This is a genomic window from Pseudodesulfovibrio sp. JC047 (assembly GCF_010468615.1).
In the GTDB taxonomy this organism is placed as follows: domain Bacteria; phylum Desulfobacterota; class Desulfovibrionia; order Desulfovibrionales; family Desulfovibrionaceae; genus Pseudodesulfovibrio.
Map to the genome: position 1 here is coordinate 26,459 of NZ_WUEH01000002.1, position 13,251 is coordinate 39,709.

At 52.4% G+C, this 13,251-nt stretch carries 9 protein-coding genes; 2 read left to right on the top strand and 7 right to left on the bottom strand.

All coding sequences use genetic code 11. The features are described 5' to 3' along the window. Nucleotides 1-8: 8 nt before the first annotated feature. The 5 genes from dsrM to GO013_RS01440 all read right to left on the bottom strand — a co-directional run bounded on the left by dsrM (nt 9) and on the right by GO013_RS01440 (nt 7,670). Nucleotides 9-1,049, bottom strand: a complete 1,041-nt coding sequence (gene dsrM, locus GO013_RS01420) for a sulfate reduction electron transfer complex DsrMKJOP subunit DsrM (protein ID WP_163808262.1) — start codon at nt 1,047-1,049, stop codon at nt 9-11. Nucleotides 1,050-1,247: 198 nt separating this feature from the next. Beyond that, complete coding sequence (locus GO013_RS01425; protein WP_163808263.1) at nt 1,248-1,775, bottom strand: RsbRD N-terminal domain-containing protein; 528 nt, start codon at nt 1,773-1,775, stop codon at nt 1,248-1,250. A 223-nt stretch (nt 1,776-1,998) separates the two neighbouring features. After that, nucleotides 1,999-4,566 (bottom strand): sensor domain-containing diguanylate cyclase, encoded by a 2,568-nt coding sequence (locus tag GO013_RS01430; RefSeq protein WP_163808264.1) that lies wholly within the window; start codon nt 4,564-4,566, stop codon nt 1,999-2,001. A 309-nt stretch (nt 4,567-4,875) separates the two neighbouring features. Further along, a complete protein-coding gene (locus GO013_RS01435) occupies nt 4,876-5,742 on the bottom strand; it encodes a tRNA (adenine-N1)-methyltransferase (protein ID WP_163808265.1) in 867 nt (288 codons plus the stop codon). Between the two features lie 71 nt (nt 5,743-5,813). Next, complete coding sequence (locus GO013_RS01440; protein ID WP_163808266.1) at nt 5,814-7,670, bottom strand: PAS domain-containing sensor histidine kinase; 1,857 nt, start codon at nt 7,668-7,670, stop codon at nt 5,814-5,816. 203 nt (nt 7,671-7,873) lie between these two features. On the opposite strand from GO013_RS01440, the gene GO013_RS01445 reads away from it, so the two are divergent. Continuing rightward, nucleotides 7,874-8,824, top strand: coding sequence for a radical SAM protein (locus tag GO013_RS01445; protein WP_163808267.1), 951 nt, complete (start codon nt 7,874-7,876; stop codon nt 8,822-8,824). Between the two features lie 48 nt (nt 8,825-8,872). Further along, nucleotides 8,873-10,342, top strand: coding sequence for an Rne/Rng family ribonuclease (locus GO013_RS01450; RefSeq protein WP_163808268.1), 1,470 nt, complete (start codon nt 8,873-8,875; stop codon nt 10,340-10,342). 132 nt (nt 10,343-10,474) lie between these two features. Here GO013_RS01450 and GO013_RS01455 read toward each other — a convergent pair whose 3' ends face one another. Both GO013_RS01455 and GO013_RS01460 read right to left on the bottom strand, forming a co-directional pair. After that, nucleotides 10,475-12,400 (bottom strand): ATP-binding protein, encoded by a 1,926-nt coding sequence (locus tag GO013_RS01455; RefSeq protein WP_163808269.1) that lies wholly within the window; start codon nt 12,398-12,400, stop codon nt 10,475-10,477. 95 nt (nt 12,401-12,495) lie between these two features. Continuing rightward, nucleotides 12,496-13,218 carry a transporter substrate-binding domain-containing protein gene (locus tag GO013_RS01460; RefSeq protein WP_163808270.1) on the bottom strand — a complete coding sequence of 241 codons (723 nt, stop codon included), beginning with the start codon at nt 13,216-13,218 and terminating at the stop codon, nt 12,496-12,498. Between the last annotated feature and the right edge of the window lie 33 nt (nt 13,219-13,251).

Here is a 13,251-nt window from a genome sequence, read left to right on the forward strand (position 1 = left end):
CCCTGGGCCTAAGCCTTTTCCTCTGGGGCCTTGCCGTTTTCCGGATTGTCAAGCGGCAGACCGGCCTCAGCCATGGGGACACCGAATTGCTTTTCGTAGTCCGCGTATGGGTGGGCCTTGATGTTGGGATCGTTCCAGGGGTTCACGTGATGCTTGGCACGCGTATCGTTCGGCATGTTGCGCGTCGGAGACAGGAAGACTCCGGGGAAGTGCATCAATTTGCTGAACGGGAAGTATGCCATCAGGCAACTGACCAGGAAAACGTGAATGAAGAAGGAAACGCCGATGGTTTCAGGGACGACATAATTGAACGTCACCAGTCCCATGGCCAATTCCTTGATCGCGATCACATCTACCTTGGCATAGTACCGCATGTAGATGCCCGACAGGGCAATGGACAGGATCAAGAACAGCGGGAAGAAATCCGAAACATAGGAAATGTAGTTGATCCGGGGGTTAATCAATCTGCGACCCATGAGCAGCAGGATACCGGCAACAAGTCCGACGTCGGTCAGGTACATTGTCGGCGCGCCGATCTGCAAAAGTCCATCCACGAACTCGAGACCATTCACGAAGAAGGGAACCGGTTCCAGGAACAGACGAAGATGCCGCAGGGCAATGATAAAAAAGGAATAGTGGAAAACGATCGCAAAAAGCCACAACCACTTACTGGATTTGTAAGCGACTATGGGATGATCTTTTCCCTGATGCAGGGACACAGCGGTGTTCCTGAACAAAGACCGGAACGCAAAGACTTCCAAAACCATACGAAAAAATGTCTGTGCGCCGGTTTGGGGACAGTCCAGCTTGTTCTGTGGGAACAGCTTGGGGTCAAAAGACCGGAACTGACCACCGGTTGTGGGAATACGGAACGGCACGGCCGACCGGGCCCAGGTTATGACTTTATAAACAAAGCCAACAATAAAGATGATGAAAGCCGTTGCTGGGATGCAGACACCGAAGAAAGTCCTCATGTGTGCCGCATCAACCCCAAACAACGGGATCAACACCAGGAGAAAGACGAACAGAAGTGAGTAAAGAGCATTCATCTACCGTCACCTCGCTTGAAGGTTGGACCCACCGGTTGCCACCGGAGGCCTGCCACATTCGGTACACGCTCTCAAGGATTCGCCAAGATCTATACGACGACGTATGCAAAAAAAGAATTCACGGTAGTCCGTCAACCCCACCCCTCTGCACACTTCGGCCCGGTTCGCACACCGGAACCAACCCCCTAGAACGCGTCCCTAATCGACCGAATCTTCGGTCGTAACGTCCACTACCAATCCGGCTTTCCTGAGCAAGCTGCTCTGGGAGCGTTTAACCTCTTCAACGCGAAACCGGAAAACCTCATCGCGACTTTTTGTGTAGATGTCGAAAGACATCATGGCCAAGTTGTCTATCTTGGCCTCGAACCTCAACAATTCATTGAGGGTTCCATCTTTTTCCATGGACTTGAAGAACTCGTCGCGAAGCAATTTCTTCAAGAGAAAAACAAAGCTGAGGGCTTGCGAAGGGGTCAGATCCTGTACAGCCCGGATACGTATGAGTCTATCAAGACTCTTGGCGATCTTCCCCGCGTCCTGCCAATCAATCAGTTGCTCGACCAGCTCCCCTGTCGTCTCGATGATGGCGGCCCCGACGGGATTCTGAAATCGGTCTCTTTGCCGAGTCCAAACTTTCTGAGTTTCCAATGGATAGGTCTTGAGGACCATCTCCGCCCACTTCTTCGAGAGTTCGGCCTTTCGCTCGGCCAGCACGGATTCAAATGTCATTATTTGCTCGCAATACCTTGCAAAACATCAAATTCCAACCGCCTGATCAAAGCGGAGAATTCTCAGTTTCACAAGCGTGCATTGAAAAGTTGTGAAAAACATCACGTAAAGCTCAGAAACATATTCCAAACCCCTTTGAAAACGTCAAGGCTTTTTCCAGGAAAAACCGGCTATGAGAAAGGATATCAGGACTCGATCAAGCCTGATTTCACCGGCGAAAAACTCACCCCTGCTCCACCCTATTCCGTCCCATCCGCTTGGCCTTGTACAGGGCCTCATCAGCACGGTTCAGGACTTCTTCGATATTCCGATCGGATGGTCGCGCCGCCGTGACTCCAAAAGAGACGGTAAAGGGGATACGCTCACCTCCGGCCACTGTTTCAAGCGACGCATAGATGGTGCGAAGGCGTTCAGCCACTTCAATTCCCTTTTGCAACGGGGTTTCCGGAAGCACCACGGCAAATTCTTCGCCACCGAGTCTGCCAAAGATGTCGTTTTCCCGCAAGGTCTCAACGGACGCGACAGACAATCCCTTGAGGACCTGATCGCCAGCCTGATGACCATGGGTGTCATTGATGGACTTAAAGTAGTCGATATCCAGCATGAACACGGTCAACGGGTTATCGTACCGTTTGGCCCGGGCCAATTCCTTTGACGCAAGGATCAGGAAATGGTGCCGGTTACTCGCCCCAGTCAGACTGTCGATCGTGGCCAACTGTTTCAATTCCTGCTCAAGACGAATGCGTTGGGTGACATCATGAATGACTGAGTACAACCGCTGTTGCCCCTGCACCATGATCGGACCGGAATACACCTCCACATCCCGGACATCGCCCCCCTTGAGAGCGTGCTTCATGATAAAATAGGCTCTGGACTCCTCTCGTGAAAGCTGCATCTCCCGGAAGACGTCTTCCTGGGACAACACATTGATCTGGTCCATGGTCATAGCTCGCATTGCATCAACGGAGTACCCGTAAAAATCACTGGCCGCCGGGTTCGCGTCGATGATCCTTTCAGTCCGGGGGTCCACCAGCAGCATGATGGCGTGGTTATTTTCAAAAAAGGCCCGATATTGCTTTTCCCGTTCCAAAAGGACTTTCTCCGCCTCGATTCGATTGGTGATATCGCGGAAAGTCCCCTCAAAGGCCTCGACATTGCCCTGTTCATTTCGAATCAGATGGGCGTTGGCCTCGATCACGATGACAGCCCCATCCTTGCGCTGAATCTGAATCTGAAACCCTCGGGTCACGCCTTTCTCGACAAGCTGCCGTCGCAGACCGGCCCGCTCGTCCTTGATGAGGTACAGGCTATCAATACTTTTCCCCAGCAGCGCACTCTCTTTCTCGCCCAACAGTCGGCAGGTCGCCGGGTTCACCATCTGGATCGTTCCATCCAGGTCCGTCACCATGTACCCTTCTTCAATGGATTCGAAAATACGCCGAAATTTCTCTTCGCTTTCCAACAACACCCGCTCCGCCTTTTTTCGGGCGGACTCGTCGCGAATGACATTGACGATCCCAAGCGGCAGATTGTCATCACCAAGAATAAGCGATGCGGAATAATCTGCGGGGAATTCCTCACCGTCACTCCGTCGCAAGGGCATTTCGAAACGGGCTTTTTCTCCCTTGTCAAAGGCGGTCCTGGACTTGACCAGAAAGGCCTCATACTGAGCCGCATCGGTATGTAGGGAGGCCACCGGGGTTCCGCTCAATTCCTCATTGGACAGACCAAACATGGTTTCAGCCGCTGGATTGGCGTCCAGAATAATCTGATCCGGCGTCACGATAAGGACTGCTTCGCCCAAGGCCACGAAAGTATTCCGCAGCCACAGTTCCTTTTCGGCGAGAGCGTCTTCCATGGCCCGCTGTTCCGTGATATCCATCCCGGAACTGAGCACGCCGACAATCATGCCGCTCTCATTGGTCAACACCCTGTTTCGCCAATGAATCAATCGACGGGCACCATTTTTATCGACAATATAATTGATATGTTCGTCTTCGATTTCCGTCTGACCGGAAAAGATCATGTACAGGTAGTCACGCACTTCATCCCGCAGCGAATCGGGAATGAACAGGTCAACCCAATTCTTTCCGAGCAATTCATGTTTTTCATACCCAAGGTGTTCACACCCGGTCCGATTCATCATGGTGATCGCCCCGGACGCATCCTGCGCCACGACAATGGACCCGACCACATCGAGATAATGCGCCACTCGGTTCCGTTCCCGACTCAACTGCCGTTCGGTCTCCACACGGAAGGAGATATCATCCACAGTCACGGCATACCCCGGACATCCGACACAGACATCGCCCAACCGCACGACCGAAAGTGTCAGGTGTTTTTCACCATACCGCGTCGGAACCACGACATCGGTTCGGTTGCCGCCGGATTTCTCCATGCCCGTCAGACAAATTTTCCGAATCCCGGATGCCAACCACGGCACCGCTTCTTCAAGCGACAGCGATTGTCTGGTTTCAAAAAGAACGGTATCGAGAGAAAGGACCGCACCGGCCCGTGCGTTGACATTCAGAATATCCATGCTTTCATCAAGGATGAAAGCAGGCGTATCAAGCTGTTGAAACAGCGTCAGAATGGCTTCCTTTTCCCGCTCCCAGTCAGGATCAATGGACGCAGACACCCCCCGAGGCAACGTGTCCACCAACTCGGAAAAAAAGCTGTCCCACGCGGTTCCTGCGACATCCGAACCTTTTTCATGGGCTTGGATATACGCCAAAACACGCTTTTTCAGCCATTCTTCGTTATCTTGAATATATTGTTCCAAACGGTCCATTTTCATTCCCGACCAAAACATGCACGACGGTCAACAGGAGAGAACATATCAAAAACCCCCTCCTGACGGTAGTGAAATTCCGAAATTTACCACAATTCTCCCAAGCAGACACCGCTCTCGCGCCCCGCATCAGGGAGAAATAAAAGGGACACCTTTTGCTCCACAGGGGCCTTTCAACCGACATCAATCCGGTCAGCCCGACGGGTTTTGCCATAAAAAACACCCTGAAAGGTCATACTTTCAGGGTGTCTCAATCTCTCAAAACAAGGGAAACCAAACGTACTGTTGCTCCCTTTCTCAAAAAGCGCGTTATGCGTCCGAAGTCGGTACATCCGGTGTTTCGGCCAAAGGTTCGGCTTCTGCCACAGTCTCGGTTTCGTCCATATCAAGCTCGGGACGGGGCGCAGCCTGAGGCGGTTCCATGTAGCGCGCAAAGACCAAAAATCCGGTGTGCGCCACCATGCGATCATCGGGCCTGAGTCGATCAGGCACCGGTTTCCAATGACGAATCAGGATTTCCAACACTTCCTGATCGGCAAAAGGCCCGTCTTCCAATCCTCTCAGCAATTCGGAAACCTGATTGACCGTGGGCAGCAAAAAGCCACACATGGCCCCCGGAATCACGGCTTCTGGGATGGAATGAAGGTATTCCCACGGGGTTCGCACATCCAGAAAGAGTGCATCCGCACCGGAATGTTTGAACCCGTCTTCAATATTTTGATTGACCTGTTCGACGCGATTGGCCAGGCCGACACGCTCCAGGTTCTTGCCCGCCAGTTTATAAAAATCAGCGCGTCGTTCGTAGGTGATAACCTTACCGGTATCGCCCACAAACCAGGCCAAAGCCGTGGTCAAGCCACCGGACCCTGTGCCGGATTCGATAACGGTCGATCCTGGACCAATGCCCAGTTTCATCATCAAGTACCCGATTTCTTTTGGATACATGATCTGCGTCTGTCGTTTCACGCCTTTGATGAGGTCATGCAGGGTGGGTTTCAAGACCAGATACGGCCTGCCCAGATGCGTTTTTACATACTGGCCGAAACCGGCCTCAGCAACCTCGTCCATAAGCAACTTGCCATCATGGGTGTGAACTTCACCGCCAGCTTCAAGCTTGCGAAGGTATCGTTTGCCCTTGTGGCTGATAAGTAAAATGAGTTGTCCGGATTCAATCATTGGTTCGGCCTCCTAGAATAATGGCCTTGAGGTACGGTCAGGTTGAAGGGAAGTCAAGAAAAACGGTTCAATCAGGCACACGGCACAGTCACGACCACCGAGGTTTGATTCTCTGTATCCGACGTATTCACCTGAATGTCGCCGCCAACGGTCTTGACCACGAGCCGGGCAGAATACGTCCCAAGCCCGGTTCCGGTAACCTTTCCTGATGTGACATATTTTTCAAAAAAGGTCTCCCTGATCTCGAGAGGAATCACGCCAGCATTGCGAATACAAAGCCGCACGATTCCGGCGTCACATTCGCCCACATCCACAGTGACCGTTCCTTTTCTGGGGGAGGCTTCAATGGCATTCTTCAACAAGTTGGCAAACATGGATTCATAGAGCATTTCCTGTCCCAGGACATGCAATCCGTGATGTGACGTCGTGCGTTCGTCGCCAGAATCAACGTCCACGGTCACTTCAAGGCTTGCCGCCACATCCTGCAATTCCGCGAGCACGTTCGTGACAACCATCATGAAATTCACTGGAGTCGGCGTATGTTCATAGGTCCCGGCCTCCATCTTGTACACGGTCATGGCCATACCAGCCATACGCAGCACCTTCCGGCCTTGTTGCTCAATGGTCTTCAATATTTCTCGCAAATCGCCTTGGACAATTTCTTCATCCATGAGCAGCACATTGCACGCGTTGATCATTCCCAAAATAGGGGCCTTGAGGTCGTGTGCCACGATTCGATCCACATCTTCCTTGAGATGTTCCAACCGCTTTTGTTCGGAAATATCGACAAAGGCTTCCAGCAAACAGGGCCCATTGTCCACCATCACCCGGGACACGGACTGAAGCACGGGCAAAGAAGAGCCATCGGCCATGAGAAGATCACATTCTCCACTCATGAAATCCCGCCCGTCGTCCTCGTCCAGAGACAGACACACAGACGCATCACCTTTACACAGGAAATCACAACAAACCTGCCCGATCAATTTTTTACGGGTAAACCCGGTCATGGAGAGTATGGGCGTATTGACATCCACAATTTCCCGCGTTTTTTCATCCAGCAATACCAGCCCGACCGGCATGGCATCCATGATCGCCCGAAGTTTGCGCTCATTGTGTGCAAGGCTCTTTGTCGCGATTCGCCGATCCGTCACGTCGTCGGCAAAACAATAAAAGAGACGCCCCCCTTCCGCATCCGACGTGGTCATGCAGTCCATTCGAACCCAAAGAGGAGCCCCGTCCTTGCTCACAAGACGAGTTTCATAGCCCAGAATGGGTCTTTCTACCTGGAGTCCGGCAAACAATTCTTCGGCATCAATCCGGTATTGCCAGATGGAGTGCGGGCCACCCGACTTCCGGGCCAATTCAACCATTTCCTGGAGCGACGCATACCCAAGCATCTCGGCAAACGCCGAATTCCATTCAATGGGCAACCGCCCTGAACTGCCCCGCATAATGGGAATGGGCGCATCCTTGTACATCGTCAGCCAGTGTTCCCTGAGACGAAGCAATTCGGCCTCGACAGTCTTTCGTTGCCGAATCTCACGTTCAATAACCCGGGTCAGACCAGCCTTTTCCCGCCCCAACGAATGGACCTCATCATCTAAATGCTCCAAAGAACTTTCCGCGACATGGAAAGACGAAAGCCAGAACCACAACCCTATTCCCAACAGGGTAAACCCACCTGTATATCCCACTCCCTGCTCAAGGAAAAAATACAAATCAATGGGGTGGCGATCCGTGGCCCGTGTAAAAAGGCTCAGCGTTCCAGCCATATTCATGAAAGCACCAAAGAGAACAAGCATTACGCCGATCTTGAGGCACAGGTATCCACGACGGGCACGTATCACGTCCCTGTCGGCACGAATAAGCACCAACAGGATGCCACCGAGGACACCCATTTGCGCCATTCCGAAAAGACTCTCGACCATGCACAACCTCCTGAGACTCATTCCCGACACTACACGAAAAAAAACGCCACCTCCAATTATTAACTGAAAAAGGACCATCTTCTGCTTGCATAAAACCCGCACGAACTGTAGCACAAATCGAATCACACCTTGACAGCCGTGAACCAGTTCTTAATAAACTCCCATAGATTTTGATTTCTCCATTTCAAGATATAGAGTATAGCATGGCATATAAATATATTTTCGGACCAGTGATGAGCGGTCGATTAGGTCGCTCCCTTGGACTCGATCTGCTTGGGGACCGAATTTGTTCCATGGATTGTGTGTATTGCGAAGTTGGAGCCACCAGGGTGTTGACCGTTGAACGGAAACCCTATGTCCCGGCAAACGCCATTCTTGAAGAATTGGCCGCCTGGAAAGCCGAAGGGCTGACCATGCCCGATGTGGTGACACTGGGAGGATTGGGAGAACCCTGCCTGAATTCCGAGATGGGTGCGGTCATCACCGGAGCACGAAAGCTGTTTCCGGACACGGATATTGCCGTGTTGACCAATGCCAGTCTCATGGGTGACCCGGATGTTCGCCGCGAATTGGCACTGGCAGACAGTATTCTGCCCAGCCTGGATTCGTTGATGGAGGATGAATTCACCCGGGTGAATCGTCCCTGTAAAGGATTTTCGCCCGCAGGCATCGCCGACGGGTTGCTTGAGTTCAAAAAAGAATTCAAGGGAAAAATATTTTTGGAGATTTTGCTTGCCGAAGGAATCAATGACACAGACGAGAACCTCGGCAGGTTAAAGAATTTTTGCGAACGACTTGCTCCCGACCGTGTTGACGTGGTCACATTGACCCGTCCAGGAACGGTCAAGGGAGTCCGCCCCGTGGACGGGGAGGTTCTAAGTCGTTGGCGCATGACGCTTGAGAGCGGAAAGACCGGCGTTCAGACGCACCAGGTGACCGACAGGACAACGATCAGCACGAAACATGTGACAGAGTTCGTCATCGCATCCCTGACCCGCAGACCGCAAACCGTCTCTCAACTGGCACAGGCCCTGAATGTGGACCCAAAACAGGTTCAATTCGCCGTGGAAGCCCTTCTGAAAAAGGGCGAAATACTCCCCCGGGATGACCGGGGAGAAACGTATTACCACGGGACACGGCCAGCCCCTGAATAATGAAAGGCGTCATGAGAAACATCACACATTTCTCGTCACGAGGTTAGAATGCCCAACAAGAAAAAACGGCAGAAAATGTTCATTTCGGTGCTTCCAGGTGAACAAGTTGAAGTCGTGATTGCCGAAGAAGGCAAAGTCAACGAATACTATGTAGAAATGGTGCACCAGGCAAAGACCAAGGGCAACATCTACAAAGGTTACATTCACAACATCGATAACGGCTTGCAAGCCGCCTTCATCAATTACGGAGCCGAACGAAACGGATTTCTCCAGATTGATGAAGTCCACCCGGAATACTACACGGGCAACTTCACCCAAAAAAAAGGCTCGCGCTATCCGCTCATGCAGAAAGTGCTCAAGCCCGGCCAGGAAATTCTGGTCCAGGTCGTCAAGGAACCCACTGGCAAGAAAGGGGCGTTTCTCACGTCCTATCTGTCCTTGCCCGGACGGAGCTTTGTCTACACGGTCGGACGCTCTCAAATGGGCGTTTCCCGCAAGATTGAAAATGAAAAAGAACGCACCCGTCTCAAAAAGGCCCTGGAATCCTTTGAAACCACCGAAGGCGTGGGCCTTATCGCCCGCACCGCCGCCGTGGGACAATCCAAGGCCGCCCTGGAACGGGATTACAAATATCTGAATCGTCTCTGGACCGACATCCGCTCCAATGCACAAAAAGAGAAAGCCCCTGTCCGAGTCTATAAGGAACTGGGACTGGCTGAACGCGCCGTGCGCGATTACCTGACCTCTGATGTCACGGAAGTCTGGGTGGACGATCAGGAAACCTATGACCAGATCAGCAAATTCGTCAAACTGGCCTTTCCCCGGAAAAACAATCTGGTCCGCCTCCACGACGAAAACGATCTGTCCCTGCTGGAACGGTTCAATCTTCTCAAACAAGTGGAAGAAATCTATTCCCGTGAAGCATCCATGCCGTCCGGAGGTCGTCTGGTCTTTGACGCGACCGAGGCCCTGACCGCCGTGGATATCAACTCCGGCAAAATCGGCGGCGAACGGAATTTCCAGAAAATGGCGCTCAAGACCAATGTGGAAGCCGCCCGGGAAATCGCCCGACAGCTCAGGCTGCGCGACATCGGCGGACAAGTGGTCATCGACTTCATTGAGATGAAAAATCCCAAGGACTGCCGTGAAGTCGAAAAAGTCATGCGTGCCGAACTGAAAAACGACCGCGCTCGGACAGACGTCAATCGCATTTCCTCTTTCGGACTGATGGAGCTGGTTCGCCAACGCCTCGGTTCCTCGGCCATCGCCATTTCAACAGAACCGTGTCCCTGCTGCAAAGGCACCGGGATCCGTCGTAACATGGAATGGCAGGCCCTTCAGGCACTCAAGGAAATCCATCGGGCACTGCGAACCTCCGACGAAGACCAGATCGAGCACACCTGTGAAGAGGAACTCGCCATTTATCTGCTCAACAGTAAACGTGGTATTCTGGCGAACTTGGAAAAACGGTACGGCAAGACCGTTCACATCGACTTGGAATATGAATACGACGAATAGCCATTCGTCCGATCTGAAAATCAAAAAAAACGCCCCGAAGCCATGGCTTCGGGGCGTTTCTCCATTAAAACATGATTCCTTCAAGACAAAAAAGGACATCAGCCGTTCTCTCGCCTGCACACTTCTCAGTCCTCACACCACTGCGGGCAGAGTGAAGATAAAGGATGATCCGACCCCGACTTCCGACTCGACCCAAATCCGACCACCATAATGCTCGACAATCTCTCGGCAGATAGTCAGACCAAGACCTGTTCCCCGGGGTTTGTTGACCATGGTGTCCGAACGGGTCTGATGAAATTTCTCGAAAATCTGCGCCTGATCGTCGGCATGAATCCCGGTTCCGGTATCCACAACCTCCACGCGCAACTGACCGAAACGGGGAAATGCCCGCAAAGTGACGGTCCCTTCTTCAGTAAACTTCGCTGCGTTGTTCAGCAAATTAATCAGCACCTGCTGGACACGGTCTGGATCTGCGACCACCGTGGGCAACCCGGATTCCACTTCCGTGATGAGTTGCAGATCGGTCTGGGAAAACATGCCACTGACAGAATTGGCGGCCACATCAATCACTTCATCCATGCTCAACCGCATGTCACGCCAGCCCATGGACCCGGATTCGATCTTGTTGAGATCCAGCACATCATTGATGAGCCGGGTCAACCGTTCGCCCTCATGACTGATAATCAACAGATTACTCTGAATTCGTTCGCCTTTTCTGACAAGACGGTCTTCCTCGACCAAAGGCATGAAATTCCTTGAAAATTCCTTATTCAACAACTTGGCGAATCCCAGAATGGACGTCAACGGAGTCCGCAATTCATGTGATACTGACGAAAGAAAAGCCGACTTCATCTCATCGAGTTCCCGCAAACGCTGGTTGGCCTCTTCCAACTCCTGGGCCTTCAACACCAAATCTTCTGTCCGATCCCGAACCAGTTGTTCCAAATGCCGATTCAGATCGGCCAGGTCCTGCTCGGCCTGCTTTCGCTCGGAAATATCTTCAAGAATACCATCAATGAAAACCAGCGTCCCTGTCTCGTCATAAATGGCCCGCGCGTTCAACGACCCCCACATGGTCTTGCCGTCCCGGCGATAGTACTCGGCTTCAAACCGTTTGACTTCCCCCTCAGTACGCACCTTTTCGAAAAAATTCTGCATGTGTTCCGGATTCACCATGATCCGGGAACTCAGACTTCGCACATTGGCGAGAAATTCTTCGACCGACTCATACCCGAATATCCGGGCCATGGCCGGATTCGCCCGACGCAACACCCCGTCCGGCGTGGCCTGAAAAATCCCTTCCACGGCGTTCTCGAAAATGCCACGGAACTTTTCTTCAGCCTCCTGCAACGTCTTGTTCATTGTTTGCAGTTTATTTTCACGCCCTTCAATCTCAATGGACATACGCCGGAACCGCTTGGCAATATCCAGCAATTCCGCGTGATAGACTTCGCCAAAATCATAGGAAAAGTCACCTTTCGCAACTCGGGCAATCCCGGATTGAAGCACCATGAGCGGTTTATTCAAAAACACCCGCAAGAGCAGCCCCGTGATGGCCAGAATAACGGAAATGGACACAACGATAATGATGATCGAGACAAGCATCTGCTCGTCCAGACGCTTTTTGTCCCGCGCCAAAGTGAAATCGATCTCGGCCCGACCAATCTTTCGTCCTTCAAACACGATGGCGCGGACCTTGCTGAAATCGGCCTGCGAACCGGAAAACTTCTCATGGGCGAACACGACTTCATCCCGCGAACCATAGATGCGGATTCCCTGAACCATGTCATCATGGGTATACACCGACCCGATCAGCCGCGCGTTGTCGTAATCCAGATTCCAGATGGGTACGGCCAGTATTTCGGCCACGCTGGTGATGGTGTCCTCACCCTTTTCATCGGCGGTGGCCCACATTTCCTCGGATTGTTGCCAATAGATATAGCTCCCCATGGCCGTGGCAATGAGCATGACAATCACCACAAGACTAAATGTCAGGTCGCGTGAGATCGACCGACTTGTCATGAGTGGTTTTGATTTTCTTGCTGTTTTTGCGCTCATGGGTGCTCGTAAAAAACGGACGTTTTCATTCCTCTCTGACGGAATATATTGTCAGATAAGGAACGTACATCACTCATAGACTGCTGTCATCCGTCTTATAAAGCATACTTGGCCCGAATGGCTTCAACCGTTCCGTTCGCAATGAGCCGTTGAACCGCTCCGCGAACCTTTTCAATCAAGACCGACGATGCGTGTCTGGAGACATACACGGTTATCGGAACGGAAACGATTTCATACGGTTCGGAAAAGGCTTTTCTGGGCACATCATGAGAATTCAAGGCGTATTCCACCCCAAGACGTGGTCCATAAACCGCATCCACCCGTCCCCCAATCAACAATTTGAGACTGTGGACAAAGCTCCGTGTCGAGCAGGGGACCATCTCCTTTTCCCGGGAAATACGGGCACCACCTCGGGCACCGCGAAGGGCGGCCACCCTTTTCCCCTCCAACGCATCCAGCGAATGGAAATGAGTCCCGGCCAGGCCAACCACCACCGACTGTTCCTGAAACACCACCCCGAGATTATGGCCTACGGTCTCGGCCTCGGGCGATGCGAACAGGACAATCATATCCGCCCGCCCCATCTTCATTTCCTCAAGTCCACGGCACAGACGGGCCGAAATATCGACCACTTCAAGCCCGGCCTCTTTGGCAATGGCCGTCCCGAGTTCACTGCACAGCCCACACTGCTCCCCCTGCTCCCAATACCAGTATGGCGGCAAGTCCAGCGAAACAATACGCAATTCTTCCGCTCTCCCGACACCGACCGTCAGCAGAAGCATCCCGAAAACACATCCCAAAAGACACTGTTTGAACATGGCCTATCCCCGTAACACGAATAATTGGACTCC

Coding starts and splice junctions, on each gene's coding strand:
- dsrM (WP_163808262.1), bottom strand. CDS start 1,049: ATGAATGCTCTTTACTCACTTCTGTTCGTCTTTCTCCTGGTGTTGATC.
- GO013_RS01425 (WP_163808263.1), bottom strand. CDS start 1,775: ATGACATTTGAATCCGTGCTGGCCGAGCGAAAGGCCGAACTCTCGAAG.
- GO013_RS01430 (WP_163808264.1), bottom strand. CDS start 4,566: ATGGACCGTTTGGAACAATATATTCAAGATAACGAAGAATGGCTGAAA.
- GO013_RS01435 (WP_163808265.1), bottom strand. CDS start 5,742: ATGATTGAATCCGGACAACTCATTTTACTTATCAGCCACAAGGGCAAA.
- GO013_RS01440 (WP_163808266.1), bottom strand. CDS start 7,670: ATGGTCGAGAGTCTTTTCGGAATGGCGCAAATGGGTGTCCTCGGTGGC.
- GO013_RS01445 (WP_163808267.1), top strand. CDS start 7,874: ATGGCATATAAATATATTTTCGGACCAGTGATGAGCGGTCGATTAGGT.
- GO013_RS01450 (WP_163808268.1), top strand. CDS start 8,873: ATGCCCAACAAGAAAAAACGGCAGAAAATGTTCATTTCGGTGCTTCCA.
- GO013_RS01455 (WP_163808269.1), bottom strand. CDS start 12,400: ATGAGCGCAAAAACAGCAAGAAAATCAAAACCACTCATGACAAGTCGG.
- GO013_RS01460 (WP_163808270.1), bottom strand. CDS start 13,218: ATGTTCAAACAGTGTCTTTTGGGATGTGTTTTCGGGATGCTTCTGCTG.